This window comes from Pelagibacterium sp. 26DY04, assembly GCF_031202305.1.
Classification (GTDB): domain Bacteria; phylum Pseudomonadota; class Alphaproteobacteria; order Rhizobiales; family Devosiaceae; genus Pelagibacterium.
The window spans coordinates 317,496-340,042 of sequence record NZ_CP101731.1 but is presented as its reverse complement, the minus strand read 5'-3'; the positions used below and the strand labels follow the sequence as shown (position 1 = coordinate 340,042).

The 22,547-nt window shown below is 62.8% G+C and carries 18 protein-coding genes; 9 read left to right on the top strand and 9 right to left on the bottom strand.

Annotation, left to right across the window (positions count from 1 at the left end; all coding sequences use genetic code 11):
• Window positions 1-15 precede the first annotated feature (15 nt).
• From NO932_RS01575 to NO932_RS01555, 5 genes are read left to right on the top strand one after another with little or no spacing between them, the layout of a single operon-like run.
• Window positions 16-897 (top strand): dihydrodipicolinate synthase family protein, encoded by an 882-nt coding sequence (locus NO932_RS01575; protein WP_309209276.1) that lies wholly within the window; start codon window positions 16-18, stop codon window positions 895-897.
• The gene (locus tag NO932_RS01570) at window positions 898-1,689 is read left to right on the top strand and encodes an aldolase/citrate lyase family protein (protein ID WP_309209275.1); all 792 of its coding nucleotides are present in this window, start codon (window positions 898-900) and stop codon (window positions 1,687-1,689) included.
• 6 nt (window positions 1,690-1,695) lie between these two features.
• A complete protein-coding gene (locus tag NO932_RS01565) occupies window positions 1,696-2,622 on the top strand; it encodes a PfkB family carbohydrate kinase (RefSeq protein ID WP_309209274.1) in 927 nt (308 codons plus the stop codon).
• Window positions 2,623-2,667: 45 nt separating this feature from the next.
• Window positions 2,668-4,299 (top strand): FGGY-family carbohydrate kinase, encoded by a 1,632-nt coding sequence (locus tag NO932_RS01560; RefSeq protein WP_309209273.1) that lies wholly within the window; start codon window positions 2,668-2,670, stop codon window positions 4,297-4,299.
• Window positions 4,300-4,318: 19 nt separating this feature from the next.
• Entirely contained in the window at window positions 4,319-5,905 is a 1,587-nt protein-coding gene (locus NO932_RS01555; protein WP_309209272.1) for a fucose isomerase, read from the top strand.
• Between the two features lie 163 nt (window positions 5,906-6,068).
• On the opposite strand, the gene NO932_RS01550 is transcribed toward NO932_RS01555, so the two are convergent.
• From NO932_RS01550 to NO932_RS01515, 8 genes are all read right to left on the bottom strand, one after another.
• Window positions 6,069-7,241 (bottom strand): M20 aminoacylase family protein, encoded by a 1,173-nt coding sequence (locus tag NO932_RS01550; protein WP_309209271.1) that lies wholly within the window; start codon window positions 7,239-7,241, stop codon window positions 6,069-6,071.
• An 11-nt stretch (window positions 7,242-7,252) separates the two neighbouring features.
• Window positions 7,253-8,230, bottom strand: a complete 978-nt coding sequence (locus NO932_RS01545) for an ABC transporter ATP-binding protein (RefSeq protein ID WP_309209270.1) — start codon at window positions 8,228-8,230, stop codon at window positions 7,253-7,255.
• Window positions 8,227-9,255, bottom strand: coding sequence for an ABC transporter ATP-binding protein (locus NO932_RS01540; protein WP_309209269.1), 1,029 nt, complete (start codon window positions 9,253-9,255; stop codon window positions 8,227-8,229). Before NO932_RS01540 ends, NO932_RS01545 begins: the two co-directional genes overlap by 4 nt.
• A 4-nt stretch (window positions 9,256-9,259) precedes the next feature.
• Window positions 9,260-10,261 (bottom strand): ABC transporter permease, encoded by a 1,002-nt coding sequence (locus NO932_RS01535; RefSeq protein WP_309209268.1) that lies wholly within the window; start codon window positions 10,259-10,261, stop codon window positions 9,260-9,262.
• 9 nt (window positions 10,262-10,270) lie between these two features.
• Window positions 10,271-11,116, bottom strand: a complete 846-nt coding sequence (locus NO932_RS01530; RefSeq protein WP_309209267.1) for an ABC transporter permease — start codon at window positions 11,114-11,116, stop codon at window positions 10,271-10,273.
• Between the two features lie 69 nt (window positions 11,117-11,185).
• The gene (locus NO932_RS01525; protein WP_309209266.1) at window positions 11,186-12,910 is read right to left on the bottom strand and encodes a hydantoinase B/oxoprolinase family protein; all 1,725 of its coding nucleotides are present in this window, start codon (window positions 12,908-12,910) and stop codon (window positions 11,186-11,188) included.
• Between the two features lies 1 nt (window position 12,911).
• The gene (locus NO932_RS01520) at window positions 12,912-14,933 is read right to left on the bottom strand and encodes a hydantoinase/oxoprolinase family protein (RefSeq protein ID WP_309209265.1); all 2,022 of its coding nucleotides are present in this window, start codon (window positions 14,931-14,933) and stop codon (window positions 12,912-12,914) included.
• Between the two features lie 25 nt (window positions 14,934-14,958).
• A complete protein-coding gene (locus NO932_RS01515) occupies window positions 14,959-16,545 on the bottom strand; it encodes an ABC transporter substrate-binding protein (RefSeq protein ID WP_309209264.1) in 1,587 nt (528 codons plus the stop codon).
• 332 nt (window positions 16,546-16,877) lie between these two features.
• Here NO932_RS01515 and NO932_RS01510 point away from each other — a divergent pair, with 332 nt between their 5' ends.
• Entirely contained in the window at window positions 16,878-17,888 is a 1,011-nt protein-coding gene (locus NO932_RS01510; RefSeq protein ID WP_309209263.1) for an Ldh family oxidoreductase, read from the top strand.
• Window positions 17,889-17,915: 27 nt separating this feature from the next.
• On the top strand, window positions 17,916-18,539 hold the full coding sequence (locus NO932_RS01505; protein WP_309209262.1) for an XRE family transcriptional regulator: 624 nt from the start codon (window positions 17,916-17,918) through the stop codon (window positions 18,537-18,539).
• A gap of 129 nt (window positions 18,540-18,668) precedes the next feature.
• Here NO932_RS01505 and NO932_RS01500 read toward each other — a convergent pair whose 3' ends face one another.
• Complete coding sequence (locus NO932_RS01500; RefSeq protein WP_309209261.1) at window positions 18,669-19,781, bottom strand: pyridoxal-phosphate dependent enzyme; 1,113 nt, start codon at window positions 19,779-19,781, stop codon at window positions 18,669-18,671.
• Window positions 19,782-19,921: 140 nt separating this feature from the next.
• On the opposite strand from NO932_RS01500, the gene NO932_RS01495 reads away from it, so the two are divergent.
• The gene (locus NO932_RS01495; RefSeq protein ID WP_309209260.1) at window positions 19,922-21,160 is read left to right on the top strand and encodes an MFS transporter; all 1,239 of its coding nucleotides are present in this window, start codon (window positions 19,922-19,924) and stop codon (window positions 21,158-21,160) included.
• Between the two features lie 641 nt (window positions 21,161-21,801).
• On the top strand, window positions 21,802-22,545 hold the full coding sequence (locus NO932_RS01490; RefSeq protein ID WP_309209259.1) for a hypothetical protein: 744 nt from the start codon (window positions 21,802-21,804) through the stop codon (window positions 22,543-22,545).
• The last annotated feature ends 2 nt before the right edge of the window (window positions 22,546-22,547 follow it).

The following is a 22,547-nucleotide window of genomic DNA, read 5'->3' as shown; positions in this document are numbered from 1 at the left end:
GGACCTGTCTTTTAAATGACTACCTCCAAACCCATCATCCTGACGGCGATACCGGTTGCCTTTGCCGAGGATGGCTCGCTTTCGATCGAGGGCAATACGGCGATCCTTAAAAAATGCGCCGCCTCGGGTGTCGATGGCGCCTTTGTTCTGGGCACGACCGGCGAATTTCCCTCGCTCAGCGATGACGAACGCCGGACGTTGACCCGGCTCAGCCTCGATATGCTGGCCAACAAGCGCGTGGTGGTCCATGTCGGCGCGCCGAGCCTGCATCAGGTGGAAAGGCTGATCGCGCAGACCCGAGAGGAAGGCGCCAAGGAAATCGCGGTCATTACGCCCTATTTCCTGCCGTCCACCGATGCTGCGCTGCTCGATTTCTACACCAGGGTTTCGGCTCATTCGGACGGGCTCGGTGTCTTCGTCTATATTTTCAAGGACCGGACGGGCATCACGGTTTCGCCTGAGCTGATGGCTGAAATCGCCAAGCTGCCCAACATCATCGGTGTCAAGATCAGCGGCGAAAGCCTCGAGACGGTCGGCAAGTTCCGCGCCGTGCTGCCCGATGACTTCCTGGTCTTCACCGGATCGGACCGCGAGATCGGCCGGCTCACCGATGTTGGCGCCCAGGGCGTGATTTCCGGCATCGCCTCGGTCTATCCCGAGCCCTTCGTTGCCATGGCCGATGCCATCGCCAGCGGCAACACAGCCGAACGCGAGAAGTTGCAGGGCGATATCAACGCAGTCGTCGACGGACTGCTCGGCGACATCGAACGGCTCAAGGCCGGCCTGCGCCGGCAGGGGATTGCCGCGGGCCGCGCCCGCATGGCGATTGGCGCGCCCGATGCCAAGGCCGATGCCGAACTCGATGCACTTCACGCCAAATATGGAACGGTGTGCTAAATGACCCTCAAGCAACGTCTGGCCAGCGGCGATGTTCTCCACGGCACATGGTGCGGCCTCGATCACCCTTCTCTCGTCCAGATCCTGGGACAGGCCGGGTTCGATTTCATCGCGCTCGACATGCAGCACAGCTTCAACACTTTCGGGTCGCTGAATGTGATGATCGATGCGCTCGACAAGACCGGGGCGGCCAGCATGGTCCGCGTGCCGTGGAATACGCCCGACTACATCATGCGGGCGCTCGATCTGGGTGCCGAAGCCGTCATCGTGCCGATGGTCAACACCGCCCAGGAGGCCAAGAGCGCGGCCGATGCCTGCCGCTACGCACCGGCAGGCACCCGGAGCTGGGGACCGATCTGGAGCGTGCCGCGCGGCAGGCTTGTCGAGCACGATGAAGGTGATGGGCGCTCGGTCTGCGTGGTGATGATCGAAACCGCCGACGGCCTGGCCAATCTCGATGACATCCTCGCCGTCGAAGGCGTCGATGCCATCTATATCGGCCCCAACGATCTCTCGCTCAGCCTTGGTCTGAGCCGGGTGCACTACACGGCGTCCGACAAGCTGCGTGCGACGATCATCGATATCGTCAAGCGCTGTAATCGGGCCGGAAAGATCGTGGGCATCGACTGCACCGGCGCCGAGCAGGCTCACTACTGGCGCGATCAAGGGTGCAATTTCACCATTTCGGCCAGCGATGCCGGACTGCTTTTCAAGGCAGCGTCGGATGCGGCACGAGCGTTGCGGGGCGAGGCGGTTGCCGATATCCCGAAAGCCGATATCGCTTCGATCTAACGCCAGATGTCCCTTCCTCCCCGTATCGTCTTTGCCGGAGCGGCAACCGTCGACCTGATCTTCAAGGTCGAAGCGCTTCCGCCCGGGCCTGGCAAGGTGCTGCCCACCGCCCTGGCTCAGGTCGCCCATGGCATGGCGACCAGCGCCGCAACCGCGGCCGCGAGGCTTGGCGGGCGATGCGCGCTGATCACGCGGATCGGCGACGACATGATGGGGGACCGCTTTCTCGCGGAGGTCGAGGCCGAAGGGGTCGATTGCCGCCAGGTGCGGCGCTTTGAAGGCGTGGCGACGCCGCTGAGCGCGGTGATCGTAGACCAGCGGGGCGAACGGTTGATCGTCCCCTATTACGATCCGGCACTGGGGGCCGATCCCGATTGGATCGATGCCGAAGCCATTGCCGCTGCCGATGCCGTGCAGGTCGATATCCGCTGGCCGGAAGGCGCGGCGCGGGTGCTCGATATCGCCAAGGCGGCGGGCAAGATTGCCCTGCTCGACGCCGATGTGGGACCGTCGCAAACCATCGTGGAGCTGGCGCGGCGCGCCACCCATGTGGTGTTTTCCGAGCCCGCGGCGCTCGCGGTTTCCGGATGTGAGACGATTGTTGAGGCCGTCAGGGCGCTGACGCAGAGCTTCGATGCCTTCATTGCCGTTACCGGTGGCGAACAGGGCTGTTTCTGGGCCGAGGGCGGCAGGGTGTTCCAGCGGCGTGCGCCAGAGGTCGAAGCCGTCGATACGCTGGCGGCGGGGGACGTCTTCCACGGCGCCTTCACGCTGGCTTTGGCCGAGGGGCAATCGATTGCGGATGCGGCCTCTTTTGCCAATACGGCAGCCGCCATAAGCTGCACGGTTTTCGGCGGAAGGCTGGGCGCGCCCGGCCGTGCTGCCGTCGAAGAGTTGATGGCGCGGACGACCACGCCGGTGATTGCAGCATAGAGTTTGAATTTCGCGCCTTCGCGGCGCCAGCATGGAGTGCGGATCTTGGATCATTTCATAGGCATCGACGTGGGGACGGGAAGCGCGCGTGCCGGTGTGTTCGACCGGCAGGGTAAGCTTTTGGGATCGTCCGCCTGCCCCATCGAAACGTTTCGCCCCGCACCCGATTTCGCCCAGCAGCGGTCCGCCGAAATTTGGCAGGCGGTGGCCAGATCGGTTCGCGAGGCTGTAAAGGCTGCAGGCGTCAGCCCGGAATCGGTCGGAGGATTGGGGTTTGACGCCACCTGCTCGCTGGTGGTTGCCGGAGAGGGCGATGGTCCGGTTTCGGTGAGCCCGGACGGCGCTGCCGACCAGGATGTGATCCTCTGGATGGATCACCGGGCGATCGGCGATGCCGAAGCGATCACCGCGACCGGCGCGGGTGTACTCGACCATATCGGGGGCGTGATGTCCCCCGAAATGGAGCTGCCCAAGCTGGTCTGGCTCAAGCGCGAGCTGCCGCAAAGCTGGCAGGCGGCAAAAAAGCTCTGGGACCTTCCCGACTGGCTGGTCTACCGCGCCACCGGCGCGACGATGCGTTCGCTCTGCTCGCCGGTCTGCAAGTGGACCTATCTGGGTCATCGTGGCCTGCATGGGGAGGGTTGGGACAAGGGGTTCCTGTCTTCGATCGGGCTCGAGGATCTCGTCGATGACGGGTTTGACGCTATCGGCACCGCCTTTGCGGCAGCCGGCGTCCGCGCGGGCGGGCTGACCGAGCAGGCTGCGGGCGAATTGGGGCTGGTTCCGGGCATTGCCGTTTCGACCGGCCTGATCGATGCCTATTCCGGCGCGCTGGGTACGCTCGGCGTTGCCGATAGCGAGGGCAATGGCGAGATCGAAGGGCGGCTCGCGGTGATCGCCGGCACCTCCACCTGCCACATCTCCCTGACGCGGGAGCCCAAATTCGTCCCCGGTGTCTGGGGCCCCTATTATTCGGTGCTGCTCGACGGCTTGTGGGCCAATGAGGGCGGCCAATCCGCGGCCGGGGCATTGCTCGACGCAGTGATCGCCCGCCATTCGGCCGCGGCCCAGTTGATCGAAAAGGCCGAGGGCAGACGACTGGCAGAAGCGCTCGATGCGCATCTGGAAACCATGAGCGAGGAAAGTGCCTTCCTCACCCGCAATCGGCATGTGCAGCCTGATTTCCACGGCAACCGCTCTCCGCTGGCCGAACCCTGGCGCAAGGGAGCGATAGTCGGCCTCACGCTCGAGAGCGGCATCGACGATCTGGCGCTCGACTATCTGGCGACCCAGCAGGCCCTTGCCTATGGCACGCGCCACATCATCGAGGCGCTGAGCGCCAACGGGGTGGTGATCGACACGCTGGTGGTGAGCGGCGGGCTGGCCCGCAACCGGCTCTATCTGCGCGAGCATGCCGACGCCACCGGCTGCAAGGTGGTGGTGCCCGACCAGACCGAGCCCGTGCTTTTGGGTTCGGCGATGATCGCGGCCGCTGCGGCGGGCGCCTATTCCGACATCACGGCGGCGATGGGCACCATGAGCGGAGCGGCAAAGACCATCGAACCGCGCAGCGGAGAAATCGCCGCCTATCATGACGCCAAATACGCGGTGTTCCGAAGGATGCAGGACGATTACGCCGCCTATCGCGACATCATGAGCGCGGCCGAAACCGAATAACCCAAGGAGATCAGGGATCATGACCAAGATCCAACTCGTCGCCAGCGGCGATCTGCGCGAAAGCGCCAACACCAATTGCTGGCCCGCCCAGAAGGCCATGGAAGAGCGCATTTTCGAGGCGGTCAAAGCACTGGGCTTCGAAATCGAGCGCGCCCATCCCATCAAGCCCGAAGGCCATGGCTTCATCTCGTCCCAGCGCGAGGGCATGGATATTTTCGCCAGGATGGATCCCAACGCGCCGGTGATCGTGGCAGAGGCGGTGTGGCAGTATTCCCACCACGTTCTGGCAGGCCTCGTCAGCCACAAGGGCCCGATCCTCACCGTCGCCAACTGGGCCGGCCAGTGGCCGGGCCTGGTGGGGCTCCTGAACCTCAACGGCTCGCTCACCAAGGCCGGTGTCGAGTACTCCTCGCTCTGGAGCGAGAATTTCGACGACGAATTCTTCCTGTCCGGTTTGAAGACCTGGCTCGAAACCGGCAAAATCGAGCATGAAATCACCCATGTCCGCCCCTTCGATCCCGCTTCGGTGGGCGAAAAGGAGCGCGAACTGGCCGCATCGATCGCCGCCGATATCCGCCACAACAAGGTGATCCTTGGCGTTTTCGACGAGGGGTGCATGGGCATGTACAATGCCATCATCCCCGACGAGCTCCTGATGCCCATGGGCTTTTACAAGGAGCGGCTGTCCCAATCGGCACTCTACTACGCCACCACCCAGGTGCCCGAGGAGGAGGGCCGCGCCGTCTATCAGTGGATGGTCGACAAGGGCATGACCTTCCACCTTGGCACCGACCACAAGACAGAGCTGACGGAAGCTCAGGTGATCGAGCAGTGCCGCATGTATATCGCAGCGGTTCGCATGGGGGATAACTTTGGCTGCGAGGCCATCGGCATCCAGTATCAGCAGGGCCTCAAGGACCTACTGCCGGCATCCGATCTTGTCGAAGGCATTCTCAACAATGACGACCGGCCCGACGTCACACGCGCCGATGGCAGCGTGATCCGGCAGGGCGAGGCTATCGTCCATTTCAACGAAGTGGACGAATGCGCCGCCGTCGATGGCGTTCTCACCAACCGCGTGCACCGCGCGCTTGGCCAGCCGGTGGAAAACACGCTTCACGATCTGCGCTGGGGCGATATCGACCGGTCCGGCTCGCGCGACGATTTCGTCTGGGTGTTCGAAATTTCCGGCGCCGCACCTCCGGCCCACCACGGCGGCTGGGACAAATCGGAAAGCTTCCGCCAGCCCCCGATGTTCTTCCCGGCCGGCGGTGGCACGCTGCGCGGAGTGGCCAAGGCGGGCGAGCTGGTCTGGAGCCGCATCTATGTGATGGACAATGCGCTGCACATGGATATCGGCCGTGGCCAGGCGGTGGATCTTCCCGAGGAGGAAACCCGCCGCCGCTCGGAATCGACCGACCGGGTGTGGCCGATCATGCATGCGGTGCTCACCGGCGTCGACCGCGACGCGATGATGGCGCGGCACAAGGCCAACCACATCCAGGTGGCCTATGCCAGTTCGGCCGCCGAAGCCGACCAGGCGCTGGCCGCCAAGGCGGCGCTGGCTGCCCAACTGGGCATCAAGGTCAATCTCTGCGGGGTCTGACCTCGCAAAATTGCGGAAAGCCGGGCGGCAGCGGGGTCACCGCTGCCGCCCTTTTCTTATAGGGTCGACAGCAACCGGTCAGCTTAGGGGTGACAAACTGACTGCTGGCTGGGTCATAATTCCAACCAATGCGAGAAATTGCGCTTGCCGAGGCGACCGTTCTCTATTTGGATGTTGTTAACGCCGTGGCAACCTCGGCGAGCCGCACCATATAGCTTACGCCCACGGGAATGATCTCGTCATTGAAATCGTAGGTGTCGGTATGAAGGCCACTGGTCTCGCCGTTGCCGATGAAAACATAAGCCCCCGGACGGCGTTCAAGCATGAAGGCAAAATCCTCTCCACCCATCATGGGGGTCATGGCCGTATCGACCTTGTCAGCGCCCACGATTTCCGACGCGATTTCGCCGGCAAGGCGGATGTGGTCCGGATGGTTGACGGTGACCGGATATCCGCGCCGGAAATCGAGCTTCGCGGAAGCCCCAAATGCCTTGGCGATGTTCTCGACCACGGCGCCCATTCTCTCTTCCACAAGGTCGCGGCCAGCCGGATCGAGAGTGCGGACGGTGCCCGAAAGTCGAGCTTCGGAAGCGATCACGTTGTAAGCGCTTCCTGCTTCCATCCGCGTTATCGACAATACGGCTGAAGACAGCGGATCGATATTGCGGGCGACGATCGCCTGCAGCGCGGTGATCATATGTCCCGCCACCAATACTGGATCGACCGCCAGATGCGGCCAAGCTGCGTGACCGCCTTCTCCCACGATCGCGATCTCGAACTCATCGGCAGAGGCCATGATCGCGCCGGGACATGTTGCGAATGCTCCCTCGGGCAGGCCAGGCAGATTATGCATACCGTAGACGGCCTCGATGCCGAAGCGCTCGAACAGCCCGTCTTCGGCCATGGCGAGTCCGCCGGCTCCTCCTTCCTCGGCGGGCTGGAAGATCACCGCCACTGTACCATCAAAATTGCGCGTCTGAGCCAGATGCTTGGCTGCGCCGAGCAACATGGCGCTGTGCCCGTCATGACCGCAGGCATGCATCAGTCCCTTATTGGTGCTGGCATGCTCGAGCCCGGTCGCTTCGGTAATCGGCAATGCGTCCATGTCGGCCCGTAGCCCGATGGTCCGCCCGCCCGGGCGGCCGTGGATGACGCCGACTACTCCTGTGCGACCGATGCCTGTCGCCACTTCATCGACGCCGAAGCTTTCGAGCAGCTCGGCAATTTTTCCAGCGGTGCGATGAACCTCATAGAGCAGTTCGGGATGCGCATGGAAATCGCGACGCCAGGCGGTGATCTCCTCATGTATATCGGCAATCGAATTGATGATCGGCAATTTGGCAGTCCTTAGAGAATGTCGTCGCGGATACAGGCTTTAAGATGTCCCGGCGCGACCTCGCGCAGTTCGGGACGGATCTGCGCGCATTGGGGCAGTGCGTAGCGGCAGCGGGTTCTGAGCACACAGCCCGAAGGTGGGTTGATGGGGCTGGGAATATCGCCGTCGAGCACTATGCGATCGCCGCGCCGGTCGGGATCGGGAACCGGAGCGGCCGAGAGCAGCGCTTCGGTATAGGGGTGCTTGGGTGCAGCATAGAGCGATCGGCTGGGCGCGATCTCCATGATCCGGCCCAGATACATGACGATCACTCGATCGCAGAAATGCTCAACGACCGCCAGATCGTGGGCGATGAACAAGATTGTGAGCCCCAATTGCTCCTTGAGGTCCTGCAACAGGTTGAGCACCTGGGCCTGTACAGAAACGTCGAGCGCCGAGACTGGCTCGTCGGCAACGATAAAGCCGGGAGAAACCGCGAGCGCCCGGGCGATGCCAATACGCTGCCGCTGGCCGCCGGAAAATTCGTGCGGATATCGCTGCGCCGCGTCGGCCGGAAGCCCGACAAGGTCGAGCAAGCGCTGGACTTCGGCCTCGCGTTCGGTTCGCATACCAATCCCGTGTATTTCCATGCCCTCGGCAATGAGCTCACCAACCTTTCGGCGTGGGTTGAGACTGGCGAAGGGGTCCTGGAATACCATCTGAATCTTGCGCCGGAAGGCCAGCATATCCTTAGCCGGCAGGCGGGAAATGTCGGTGCCCTCGTAGACGATCTCGCCTTCGCTGGGATCGGTGAGGCGCATGATGGTGCGGCCGATCGTGGTCTTGCCCGAACCGGATTCGCCCACCAGCCCCACCACTTCGCCGCGCCCGATGGCAAAGCTCACATCGTCGACGGCATGAACCACGCGCTTTTCGCGCGAAAACGGCTTACCTTTAACCGGGAAACGCTTTGAGAGCCCGCGTACATCGAGAAGTGTGGTCGTGTTCATTTGCTCACCTCCTGCCAACGGATGCAGCGGGCGCCGTGGTCGGAGCCGACATCGAACAAGGGAGGTGGTGCCGCGCGACAGGCCTCAATGGCCAGCGGACAGCGCGGAGCGAACCGGCATCCCGCGGGCAGAGCCAGCGGATTGGGAGGCGTGCCCCCGATGGTGTCGAGCTTGCGCGAGCGTTCGCCGCCTTCCCGGCTTCGCCCCGGCATCGGAATCGATTTGAGCAGGCCCACCGTGTAGGGATGGCGGGGCGCCGAAAAGATCGTCCGTACCGGACCTTCCTCGACGACTTGGCCGGCATACATCACGGCGACGCGGTCGGCGATCTCGGCCACAACGCCCAGATTGTGGGTGATAAAGAGCACCGACATGCCGATCTCGCTCTGCAGCCGGCGGATCAGGTCCAGGATCTGGGCCTGGATGGTCACGTCGAGCGCCGTTGTCGGCTCATCGGCGATCAGCAGCGCCGGACGGCAAGAGAGCGCGATGGCGATCATCACGCGCTGGCGCATGCCGCCCGAGAGTTGGTGCGGATAGTCGTCGACGCGACTTTCGGGCGCCGGGATGCCCACCAGCCGCAGCATCTCGATGGCCTTGATGCGTGCTTCGGTCTTGGACACATCTTGATGGAGCCGAATTGCTTCGATGATCTGGTCGCCGATCGACCACACGGGATCGAGACTGGTCATCGGCTCCTGGAAGATCATCGCGATATCGTTGCCGCGCACCTTACGCATGGTCTTTTCATCGAGCGCACGAATATCGATGGGCACCGAACCAGGCCGGTTGAGACGGATGGTGCCCTCGTCGATCGAGCCGCCACCGCGCGCAACCAGGCGCATGATCGAGAGCGATGTGACGCTCTTGCCCGAGCCCGATTCCCCCACCACGCCAAGCGTGCGGCCCGGCGCTATGGAAAAGGATACGTCGTCGACGCTTTTGACGGTGCCGCGCGGTGTCTTGAACGACGTCTTGAGGCCCGAAACCTCGAGCAGCGGAGCAGTGGAAACGAGATCGGCCATCGCCTTAGCTCCTTCTGACGCGCGGATCGACATAGCCATAGAGGATGTCGACCAGCAGGTTGACCCCGATATAAATGATGGCGCTGAGCATGATGAAGGCCTGAACCACGGCATAGTCCTGGCGCAGGATGCCGTCGATCACCAGCGTGCCGATTCCCGGCCAGGCGAAGATGCGCTCCACCAAAACGCTGCCGCCAAGCAATTGTGCGAGGATGAGACCGCCAGCGGTCAGCGTGGGAAGAAAAGCGTTTGGCAGAATATGCCGGAAATGGGTGGTGACCGGTGCCACGCCCTTGGCGTGAAGGACGGTAACGAATGGCTCATTGACCACATCGAGCATGTTGGCGCGCAGCAGCCGCACCAGATAGCCGAACGGCCCGAGCGCTAGGGCCAGCGATGGCAGCGCCAGATGGTGGAAAGCGGCCCCAAAGCCTGAAAAATTGCCGGCGAGCAGGTAGTCGATCGTAAAGAGCCCGGTGCGGATGTGTTCGGGCGCTGGCCCGCGCCCGACCGGTCCGGGAAACCAGCCGAACTGCTCGAAGAACACCATGAGGAACAACAGCGCTAGCCAAAAGGGCGGCACACCGGCACTGATGAACGAGACCAGCCGCAGCAGGCGATCAAGCCAGACCGAGCGGAGGTAGTTGATCGCCACCGTGATCACCACAGCGCCAATGAACGCAAAGAGAAAAGCATAAAGTGCCAACTCTGCGCTGGCGGGTAGCCGCTGGAGGATCTGCGACAACACGGGCTGTCCGGCGCTGTAGGAGAACCCCCAATCGCCGGAAAAGAACGAAACGATATAGTCGAAATACTGAACCGGCAGCGGCTTATCGAGGCCAAGAGAGGCGGTGACCTGGGCAATTACCTCCTCTGTTGCGAAAGGGCCGGCGATAAGCCGTGCGGGATTGGTGGGTACGGCGCGCAACACAACGAACGCCAGAACCGAGGCTCCGAAAATGGTGACGATGGCCGATCCGATGCGGGCAAGCAGGAAGTTGATCATCTCTTGCTCCTATACCGCCAGGCTCGCGCCGGATTTGGGATCGTAGATGTCGCGCAAGCGATCGGCAATGAGGTTGGCCGAAACGGCCAGGGCAAAGATGCCCAGCCCGGGGAACAGGCCCAGCCACCACTGCCCGGTCAGGGCAAAAGCCAATCCCTCGGTGATCATCGTTCCCCATTCGGGCGTCGGTGGTTGAATACCCAGGCCGACAAAACCGAGCGCGGCGAGGGTCAGGATGGAAAAGGAGAAAACCGAAGACGCCTGGATGAATATAGTCGAAGTGGTCTGAGGCAGGATATGAAGACGGATCAGCCTGAAGTTCGATGCTCCCAAAGCCTGGGCGGATTCGACGTACATCAGGGTGCGCAGCCGCAGCACCTCAGAGCGCAACAGGCGGAAATACCAGGGGATGGCGGCAAGGATGACGCCGATCGACGCCGAAACGATCCCCGGCCCCAGCCCGATCGCCACGGCCATGGCGAGGATCAACGGCGGAAAGGCGAGGATCGCGTCCATGACGCGGGAGACGAGAACGTCGAACCAGCCGCCGATCAGACCGGCCAGGAGGCCGAGCGTACCGCCGATCAGCGTTCCGGCAATGGTGACGCCTATTGCGACACCGATCGAGACCTGAGCGCCCTGGATGAAGCGGGCAAAGACATCGCGCCCCACATCATCGGTCCCCATGGGGTGCTCGAGGCTGGGGGGAAGAAGCGAATTGAGAATGTCGACGCGGAGCGGATCGACCGGCCAGAACAGGCGCCCAAAAAGCGCCAGGAACATGACAATGCCGAACAGCAAGACCCCGAACAGCAGTTCCCGATCATTGGCCAATTGAGCAAGAAGGCGTCGCACCAAACCTAGCCTCTTATTGTTCTGGATTGGTGAGCGACGCGGGGTGAGGGCCGCGTCGCTCCGGATCGGTTACGCAAAGGCGTGCGGATAGTGCTCTCTCGCGTAGGCTTCAGTGATGTAGCCGTCTTCCAGGTCGCGCTTGACCATCTCGACGGGGCGCTCGGCCGGATTGCCGTATCCGCCGCCGCCACCGGTCCGCATCTGCAGGATCGAGTCCTTGGGCATGTGGAAGTGGGTCGCCTTGGCGATGGAATGGACTTCCCCATCGGGCATTTCAGCGTAGCAATTGTTGGGCCGCGCTTCCCTGCCGCCAGCCAGGCCCCAGGGCGCGTTGAGCGAGCGTTCGAACACGGTGGTAATCAGCGTGTCCTCGGTCATGCGGATATCGAGGTTGAGCCCAGGCCCGCCGCGCCACTTGCCTGGACCAACCGAGTCCTCGGCCAGGGAAAGCTGTTCAATGATCCAGGGGTTGCGGTGCTCCCAGACCTCGGCAGGCGTGAAGCGGGTCGCCGATTCAGCGATATGGAGCATAGTGCCGCCATCGCCGCCGTCCCATGCACCTTGGCCGGTGGGCAACGGGGTGCCATCGGCCCAGGGCTCGCGTGTTTCCTCGCGCTGCCCCCAGGCAACCAGCGAGCAGATGCAGCCGCCTGACTGGGCCGGCACGGCTTTGGGCAAGGCGTTGGACACCGCGTTGTAGATCACCTCGATCGACTGCAGGCCCGGCCAGCCATAGATGAAGGAAGGGGCGGGCGGCAACGGATCGAACATCGAACCGGGACGGGTGATGACCGTCAGCGGCCGAAAGTGTCCTTCATGGGGCGCTTCGCCATAGCCGGCGAGCATGGTAATCGCCACCCGGCTTGCCGAGATGGTGGTGGGCAGCGGCGAGTTGGTGGGGCCGACCTGTTCATCGGGAACCCCCGAGAAGTCGAGGGTGACGTCCGAGCCCTTGACCTCGAGCACGATCTCAAAGGGAATGCGGTCCTTGGTGACGCCGTTGTTGTCCATTTCCCCCTTGCCGACATAGCGGCCATCGGGGATTTTCTCGAAATAGGACCGAACGATACGCTCGCCATGGTCGAACATGTCATCGACCGCCGAGCGATAGGTGTCGAGACCGAAGCGCTCAACAACTTCGAGGAGCGATTTTACACCCACCCGGCAGCCGGTGACTTGGGCGTCGAGATCGCCGCGGACCATTTGAGGCACGCGCGTGTTGGCCATAATCATGCGGAAGACGTCTTCGTTGAGAACGTTCTCCTTGTAGATCTTGACGCCCGGAAAGATCACACCTTCCTGGAACACGTCTGTGGTGTCGGTGCAGTAGGGGTCCTTGGCGCCGATATCGAGCCAATGGCCCTTGATCGCCGTATAGCCGATCAGTTCTTCGTCGCGAAAGAACACGGGCATGATGATGACCATGTCCTGGGGGTGTGATCCGGTGCCGAACGGCCAGTTATAGATCAGCGCATCGCCGGGCCTTAGCATTTCCGGCCCTCCATTGGCCTTGACCGCCTCGTTGATGCAGAAGGATAGCGTCCCCATGAACATGGGCAGCGACGGCGCCTGGGATAAGAGCCGGATGTCCTTGTCGTAGATCGCCACGGCGAAATCGAGCACCTCGTAAATGATGGGTGAGAACGAGGTGCGGATCAGCGCCCGCTTCATCTGGTTGGCTGCGGAATTGAGGGCATGGCGGATCACTTCGGTGGTGATCGGATCAGCCTTGGCCTCGGTCGTGCGGCCGAACTTGCCTGCGTTATGGATAACGGGTTCGTGTCTTTTGGCCATCTTAGTGTGTCCGCTCCAGAATGATCTCGCCGGCTTTCCCGTTGGAGATAGTCCATTGGACGTCGACATAGGTCGTCGTCGTGTCTTCAGTGATGATCGCAGGTCCGCGAACTTTGCCCGAGATTTTTCCGCGCGGAATGATCCGGAAGGGCACCCGCGCCTTGCTCTCGAAGGAATAGACGTCCATTACGCGGTTGTCCTCGCCGTCGGAGCGCTTGGGGGTGTAGCTCAACTCGCGCCGCGGGAGCAGCACGGTGGTGCTGGCGCGGACCGAGACCAGCTCGACGTCCTGGTTCATGGTGGCCCCAAAGGTGCGGGCGTATTCGGACACGAACCGCTCGAGGATAACGTCCTCGGTCTCGGTCACTCTGCCGTCCTGGACCTTGACTTCGATCGAAAGCGTGTGCTCCTGGCCCTTATAGCGCAGGTCGAGACGGCCCGACTGCACGGCATCGTCCGCGTGAGCAGCGCTGCGTTCGGTGAGCGTCGTAAAGAGCTCGGCGAGCACCGAATTGACCTCGCTAAGGGCGCCGGGCACGAAATCGATCACCCGAGTTCGCGCCGCCGATTGCACCATGTCGGCGCCCAGAAGGCCCCAGGCCGAGAAATTGCCGGCCAATGGCGGGATCACGACGTGGTTCATTTCGAGTTCGTCGGCCAGAAGCGTCCCCATCAGCGGACCGGCCCCACCGAAAGGCAACAGCGTGATGGTGCGCGGATCGAGCCCCTGGTCGAGGGAGATCTCACGCATGGCATTGGCCATGGCGGCCGAGGAGATACGCATGACCCCGGCTGCGGTTGCCTCAACGTCTTGATCGATATGGGTACCCACGGCTTGAAGAGCTGCGCGTGCCTTTTCGATATCGAGATGGATGCCCGATGCCAGATCCCCAGGCCCAAGCATGCCTAGCCATGCGGCAGCATCGGTCATTGCGGGCTCTGTGCCGCCTTTGCCGTAGCAGGCAGGCCCCGGCACGGCGCCGGCTGAACGCGGGCCGACCCGCATCAATCCCCCCGGATCGATATGGGCGATCGAACCGCCCCCCGAACCGATCGAGCGCACATCGACCCAAGGGCTCTGGATCGGCATATTGTCGATAACGCCTTCAAAAAGCACCTGCGGCTTGCCGTCGATCACCAGAGCGGTGTCAAAGCTCGTGCCGCCCACATCGGCAGTGACCAGCGCCTTGATGCCTAGCATCTTTGCCAATTCGCTCGCGCCCTGTGCACCACCGACCGGACCGGACATGATGGTTTCGAACGGGCGATCCTCCGCCTCTGCGAAGGTCATCGAGCCCGAGCCCGAGCGGGTGATGAGCGAGGTGCCTTTAAAGCCCAGGTCCCGCAAGCGGCCATCGAGGCGCCGCAGATAGTTCGACATGCGGCCGCGCACAAAGGCGTCTATGCAGGTGGTCGAGGTGCGTTCATATTCGCGGTATTCGCCCGAAATCTTGTGCGAAAGCGAAATGCCGCCCTTGAATCCTTCGCTGCGCAGAATGCGCTCTACGGCCAATTCGTGCTCAGGATTGGCATAGGCATTGATGAGGCTGACGGCGATTGCATCGACCTGTTCGCCGATCAGCTTCTGGGCGGCTGCCTTGACCGTTCCTTCGTCGAGCGGCCGGTACTCAGTTCCATTACCCAGCATGCGGCCGTGGACCTCGAGACGCAGGCGTCGCGGCACGAGCGGTTCGGTCTGCTTCCAGAACAGATTGTACATCTCAGCCCGGTCGCCGCGACGGATTTCGAGAACGTCGCGGAAACCGGTGGTGGTGATCAGGCCGACCTTGGCGCCCCGCCGCTCGAGCAGGGCGTTAAGGCCGACCGTTGTTCCATGGAGAAAGAACTCGGCTTCCTCGATGATGTCGTTGGGCACGTGCTGGGTGATCGCATCGACCACCCCATGTTCGGGCGCGGAGGGCACTGTTGGGACCTTTCCCTCCACCGTCTTACCCGTCCGCTCGTCGAAATAGACGAGATCGGTGAATGTGCCGCCAATATCGACACCAATACGCGTTGCCATTTTGAATATTTTCTCCTGGAAAGGTCTATTTCGCCCAGTAGCGATAGTCGGGGAGCGGAGAGAAGGTGAACTCGGTCACCGCATCGGAAAGCACCATCACCGGCTGATCCTCAAAGAACAGGATCTTGGGATATTCGGCGCGCCAGATTTCGGTCACCTGATCCATGATCTGCTGACGCTCGGCCTGGTCGGAAGAGGCGCGAAGCTGCTCAATGAGGCTGTCGACCTCTTCATTGCAATATTCGGTAAGGTTATTGGAGTTGTCGCAGTCGACGTCATAACCCCAATAATAACCGACCTCGAATACGCCCGGTCCGTCGAGGCGCATCAGCGACTGCACCTGATGGGACTGAGAAAGGTCCTGGAATTCGGCCGCCGGCGCGACGCGGATGTTAAGATTAATGCCCAGTTCGGCCCAGGTGCTCTGGAGGATGGTAGCGAGTTGCTGCTGGGTGGCATCACCTTCCTGGATCATCACTTCGACATTTACCGGGGTGGCGATGCCGCTTTGGGCGATCAACTCGCGTGCACGTTCGAGATCGAACGATACGGGTTGACTCAACTCGGCACTGAACCCCGGAAGGCTTGGTGGGATCGGGCCGTAGTAAAGCGTGCCATATCCATAAGCCACGCGATCTACAATATCCTGGTAGGGCACCGCATGGGCGACGGCTTCGCGGAAAAGTGGATTGTCCCAAGGCGCCTTGGTGTTGGGCAGCATCATTTGCTGTACGAAGGGGTTGCTATAGGCGATGACCCGCGTGCCGGGATTATTGCTCATGGTGGTCACGGCCTGCTTGGCAAGCCCGAAGGTGATATCGGCTTGACCGGTTCGCGCCTGAAGCAGCAGTGTCGGGGCGGCGGTGATCCAATTGACGTTGATTGCGTCCGATGCCGGGGCGTTGCCCGCGAAGGCCGGATTGGCGACCATGCGGGCGCTCTGGTTGGCGGTGTAGGACTCGAGCAGGAAGGGACCGGATTCGGTCACGTTGGCCGCCATGAACTCATTGGGCTGGCCCGGCACGACCCCGCCATTGGCCTCGACGACCGACGGGTCGACGATAGAAGCAGCATGGGTTGCCAAATCGCCCAGCATGTTGCCGTTAGGCTTGTTGAGGGTGATGACCACCGTCGATGGATCGACAGCCTCAATAGATTCAAAAATCACCGGATCGATATGGCCGTCGGTAAGGAAAAACCGGCCGCACCCGGCCATATCCAGCACGCGCTGGAAGGAATAGCGCACGGCTTCGGCATCCACCGGATTGCCACTTTCGAATGTAAAGCCATCCTTGAGATGGAAGGTATAGACCAAGCCATCTTCGCTCACTTCCCAGGACTCGGCGAGATAGGGTTCGATGGTTGAATAGTCGACGACCCGGGTGCCCTCGGGACCTTCGGCCGTCCCGTGCTGAACCAGCCGCACGTAGAAATTTTGCAGAAAGCTGATTTCCTGCAGTCCGCAGGCCCAGGCTGGATCGAGCGTGCTCGGCGCTACAGCGCTGTTGACGACGAGATCCGAGCTTTGCGCCAAGACAGGAGCGGAAAACCCGCTGATGCCAACCAAAAGCGCCGCCGCGAGCGGCAACCTCCCTTTGTTTCCGATACGCATTCGATAATCCCTCTCGAATTGCGGGCGTCAAAAATAGGTGCACGCGAACGTGTGCCCAGGGCGCTCTCAACGCCCCTCGAAGAGCGCGCCTAAAGGAAACTATTTTCCGATAGTACACGTAGCGCACCCCCTGTCAATTAGCCCATGACCAAAAAAACAGCCTCTTCCGCAGAAGCCTGCAATTTGACCACATGCTAAGATCTCTTGATTACAAGGGGAATTCTGATGTGGGTAGCTGGCGACTTACGCTCCCCACCTATTGCAAAGCTGATCCACATTACTCTATATATTTCCTATAGGAAATCTTCCGACTGGACCCGCCGGAGCTTCTCGTGACCTCGACCCTTGCGTATTCAGATCTCGTCGCTCTCTTGCGGGCCATTTTTCTGCGGCATGGCACGCGCAAGGACGTCGCGGCGCTTCTGGCTGAGAACTGCGCGATGTGCGAGCGTGACGGCGCCCATAGCCATGGCATCTTCCGCATGAAGGGTTATGTCGATTCCCTCAGTTCAGGCTGGGTGAACGGGAAAGCCAACCCCGTGCTCGAGGATGTCGCTCCCGCCTTCTGCCGCGTGGACGCCGACAATGGTTTTGCCCAGGCCGCCCTGGCGCTGGGGCGCGACATGGCCATCGAGAAGGCACAGGCGAACGGGGTTGCGATTCTCGCCATCCGCAATTCCCACCATCTGAGCGCCCTTTGGCCCGACGTGGAACCTTTCGCGCAAGACGGGCTCCTGGCGCTCAGCGCCGTCAACAGCTTTGCCTGTACCGTTCCCTTCGATGGCAAGAGCGCTCTGTTCGGGACCAACCCCATTGCCCTTGCCACGCCGGTCGCAGGAGCGGACGAGCCGCTGGTCTTCGATCTTGCCACCTCGGCCATGGCCAATGGCGACGTCCAGATTTCAGCCCGGACCGGCAAGAGCCTGCCGCCCAATTCGGGCGTGGACGCCCAGGGGCAGCCGACCACCGATCCGCGGGCGGTGCTCGATGGCGGGGCGCTCCTGACCTTCGGCGGGCACAAGGGCTCTTCGATTTCGATGATGGTCGAATTGCTGAGCGCGGCGCTCACGGGCGGCCATTTTTCCTTCGAGTTCGACTGGTCGGGGCATAAGGGTGCGCAGACACCCCATACCGGGCAGTTCATCCTGCTGATCGATCCGGCCCGCGGTGGTGCCGAACGGTTCGGGCTGCGGGTCGAGACGCTCATCGAGCGGATGAAGGCGGCAGGGGTTTCGAGACTGCCGGGGGACCGGCGGCTCGAATGTCGGCGAAAGGCCGCCCGGCACGGCATTCCCATTTCGCAAGACAACCTTGCAGCGCTTGAGGCATTGGCCGTAGCGTAGAAAACGCAATCGAGGACGGGTCGCCTGATGAACAATCCCCTTGTCAAACCGAGCGAAAGCCGGCCGCAGCGGAAGCCTAACTCACCGATCGGCGATACCCTTCGCCAGATGCGTCAAGCGCGCGGGCTGACCCTCAACGAGCTGGCGCGCCGGTGCGATTTGGCGCCTTCAACGCTCTCGAAAATCGAGAACGGCCAGATGTCGCCGACCTACGATACGATCCTCAGTCTGGGCGAGGGGCTGGAGGTGGATGTGGCCGATTTGTTCTCCGAGCGTCAAACGGCGTCGGTGAGCGGCCGACGCACCGTGACCCGCGCTGGAGGCGGGGTGATGCACCAGACCGAGCAGTATGACTACGAGATGTTGTGCACCGATCTGGCCAATAAGCAGTTCGTTCCGCTCAAGGCGACGGTCAAGGCCAACACGATCGCCAGATTTCCAGAGATGCTGTCCCATCCTGGCGAGGAATTCGTCTATGTCCTCTCCGGTGAGGTGGAACTGCACACCCAGTTCTACGCTCCAACGCGGCTTGTTGCCGGCGACAGCGCCTATTTCGACAGCACCATGGGCCATGCCCTCCTCAAGGCGTCGGACGAAGATGCCGAAGTGCTCTGGATCTGCTCACGCGTGGTCGAGCCGTTGCGTAGCTAGCAAGATCGAAGGGCAATTGAGTCAGGGGATGGTGCTGGAGGGGATCGGACATGAAATTCTCTATCTCTTGGAAACAGCCCAAGCGGGCAGTGCTATCCCTAGCTGACCGGCAGGCAAAGGCAAGACGAGTCAGCCGAGCAGGATGGCGGGTTGGGGAAGCCCGGCCAAGACGCTTTCGAGCCGGTGCCGGAGAGGCGACGGGGCGGCGGGCGCGGGCGGAACGTCGCCGGCGAAGGTGTGCTTGAAGCCAGATGCGGTGGCGATGCAGACGGTGCCTTCGAGCTTTGGCGTCTGGGGACGGCGCAACCAGGCAATGCCCGCACAGGCGGAAAACTCCGCATCGATGCCGTCATAGGCAAACAGCGCCGCGCGGGCCTCGGCCAATTCCGCATCGGTTACGGCTTCTGCGCTGCCGCCGCTCTCGCGCACGGCCTCAAGCACCCGCGTGCCGTCCTGCGGATATCCCGCCAGGCGATCGGCTATGGCGGCGGCGGCGGTTTCGACGGGGCTGTCCCAGGGGGACACTTCATTGGCGCCACTGGCAAAGGCGGCGGCGATGGGGGCGCAGCCGGCGGCCTGGACGGCGACAAGCGGGGGAAGATCGCGCCCTGCCTCTCGTAGGCCGTTGGCCGTGCCGATCAGGACCGGGCCGGCGCTCACCGGGGCGACGAGACGGGCCACGCTCCGGGTCTGTGCGGCGATTTCGCGGCCCAGAGAGCGGCAGCCCCATTCGGCCCAGGGTGAAGCGAAGGTGGAATAGAGGCGAAAAAAGCCCAGGGTTTGGCCAAGCTCATCGGCCAGGGCGTAGGATTGGCTGGGGCCTTCCCCGAAGCGCGCCACGAGCGCGCCACGGGCAAGGACCGGCAAAATGCGCTCCTGCGGGGTGGCGGCGGGGACGATGGCGACCATGGGCAGGGCGGCGCGGGCGCAGAGCGCAGCGGCGGAGACGGCGGCATTGCCGCTCGAGGGGACCACGACGCCGGGGCAGTGAGGCTCGCGGGCCAGCAACTCGCCCAGCGTCGCGGCCATGATGCGGTCCTTGAACGAACCGCTGAGATGACCGCCTTCATATTTGATGGCGACACCTTCCAGGCCGGGGATGCGGGAAGTCAGGAGGGGTGACCAGGCATTGGCGGGGTGATCCCAATATCGGGGAGGCAGGGGATCGGCGATTTCGATGATGGTGCCGCCTTCTCCATATCCGAAACGGGCATTGTCCTGCGAAACGCTTGTGGTCCTCACAATCTTCCCCCTGTTTGCCTCTATCGGTTGGGTGAGTATCGGCGCAAAATGGGTCGAGTGGACAGATTTTTTTCCGCACCCCTGTCGGAATGGGCGATGGCCACGCGTCTTATCGAAAGGTCACATGGAGGGGCCTTGCGATGAACAGATTGCATTACGGATGGGTGATTGTTGCGGCCGGAGCGCTGATCACTTGCGTGGCGATGGGGGCGCTGTTTGCCCTGCCGGTCTATCTGGCGCCCATTGCCGAGGAGACGGGATGGACACGGGCCGGGATTTCCATGGCGATGACCGTTGGGTTCGTCGTCATGGGTGTGGCTGGTTTCGGATGGGGCACGCTGACCGACAGGATAGGGGCGCGGCCTGTGGTGCTGATCGCGGCGGTGATCCTCGGGATCGGGCTCCTGATCGCCAGCCAATCGAGAGACCTTCTGGTGTTCCAGCTCGCCTATGGCGGGCTGGTGGGGCTGGCGGGCGGCGCGTTCTTTGCGCCGATCATGGCGACGACGGTGGGCTGGTTCGACAAGCATCGCAGCCTTGCCGTATCGCTGGTGTCCATCGGCGCGGGTGTGGCGCCGATGGTGATCACCCCGTTTGCGAGCCTTCTGATCGAGATCTATGGCTGGCGCAGCGCGATGACGATGACGGCGATTGCCGCCACCGTGCTGCTGGTGCCGGCGAGCTTTCTGATCCGCAAGGCGCCGCAGGAGATTGCCGAGGCGCAGCCGCAAACGGGCGTGGATGTGGCGCCGCAGGAGCCGCAGCCGAGCCGGGCGAGCGCGGCGCTCAGGACGCCGCAATTCGTGGTGCTGGCCGCAACGTTCTTCCTCTGCTGCGCGGCCCATTCGGGGCCGATCTTCCACACGGTGAGCTATGCCATGCTGTGCGGGGTGCCGGCGCTGGCGGCGGCCTCGATCTATAGCGTCGAAGGCGTTGCCGGGCTGTTCGGGCGGCTGTTCTTCGGGATCGCGGCGGACCGGCTGGGGGTCAAAAAGGTGCTGATCGCCGGGCTGGCGCTGCAGGCGATCGGGATCTACACCTATATCTATGTGACCCAGCTCACCGATTTCTACATGCTGGCCGTGGTGTTGGGCATGGCCTATGGCGGGGTGATGCCGCTCTATGCCGTTCTGGCCCGCGACTATTTCGGGCCGCATGTGATGGGCACCGTCCTGGGGGCGGCGACCATGACCTCCTCGATCGGCATGGCGTTCGGGCCGGTGGGCGGGGGATGGCTCTACGACACGTTCGGAAGCTATCACTGGCTCTATATCGCCTCGGCCGCCGTTGGCGTGGCCGCCGCGGCGATGGCGCTGGCCTTTCCGCCGGCCAAGCGGGCCGATGGAGAGCAGCCGGGCGCGGCGCAGCAGCCAGCCTGATTTCTCAAGACAGCCGCTTTCGCCCTCCGGCCTTTGGCCGGAGGGTTTTGCTTAAGGTGGGCAGGCATGGGGCGATGATCGCCTCGCATTATGTTTTTATAATATGAAGCCACCATCGCCCCATGCATCCGAGGATTTTTGGATCTCGGAGATGCGCAACCCGGGGAGCTTACCCTTTTTTCCCCTTTCCCAGCGCCCTCGCCGTCAACACGCCCTTTCTGGTGGGCTTCGGCGATTTTTGATGGCCAGTTGACTTGCCACCAGCGACTTACGGATGACCTTCGGTGTCAGACCTGGTCCACGCAGTCCGTCCCGAATGGCGGCGACCCGCCATTCCCTCGAACCGGCCAACGGACAGAGAGAGGCGCCTGGAGACCTGAGTGATCCTAGGCCCGGACCCCCGCTTCCCCCTTCCCCACTCTTGCCCTCACCAGGAAGTTCGTATGCATCCCTTGCCCCGGTGCGGCCGTGAGGGAAAGTTACGGCAGGTGATTGGGGGCGGGGATAAGTTTTTTCGAGAGGGTGACGCGATGCTCCCAAAGCGCTTCGCGGTTTGATCCCGGGGGCGTATGATCCGCTCCGGCCGGCCAACGCACCGGACCGGCTGCCTTCCGCGCAAAGGTGCGGAAATGGAGGAGAGGATGGGCCAAGCCACCGTCCCGGACCCCATACACCCCCTGCCCCCGACCCGGGAGGCCGCGGCGGCCCGGCGCACGCTGCAACGGATCGGGACCGTTGCCGTTTTGGGCATCGGGCTGGGGCTTTTGATGCAGGTGCTTATCGTCATCGCCCGAAACCTGTCCGGCGGGCCGTGGCCGGGACTGGCGATAGCAGTGGAAACGGCGCAAACGGTGAGCTGGGTGGCGCTGGTGTGCTCGGGCGTGGCCATCGCCATTGCCGTGGGCCGGGCGCGGCGGGTTCTGGCCGGGCTGGTTGCCGCGCTTTGCGCTCCCTTGGCGCTGGCGGCGGCCAAGGCGCTGCAGAAACTTGTGGCCGAACTGATCGACGCGCCGCAGACGGCAAACCTCATCCCCATCGAAACCGTGTCGCTGATCCGGGGGATCGAATACGGGCTGCTCGCCTGGCTGCTGGCGCTGCTGGTGCATCGCGAGGTGACGCGGATGCCGCCTTATCTTTGGACCGGCACAGGGGTGGGGCTGGTGTTCGGCGGCGCGGTGACGGCGCTTTTGACGCAGGCGCATGTTACAGAGGCCGGGGCGCTGTCACTGGTGTTTTTGAGCGGGACGTTGGTGGCCGAAGTGGGCACGCCGATCGGGTGCGCGCTGGTGATTTATGTGGGACAGGCCGTGGCGGGGGCGGCGAAGGTGTTTGGGGGTGGGGGGAAGGGTGGTGAAGGGTGGAATGGATCGGAGCATGGGCAGTGAAG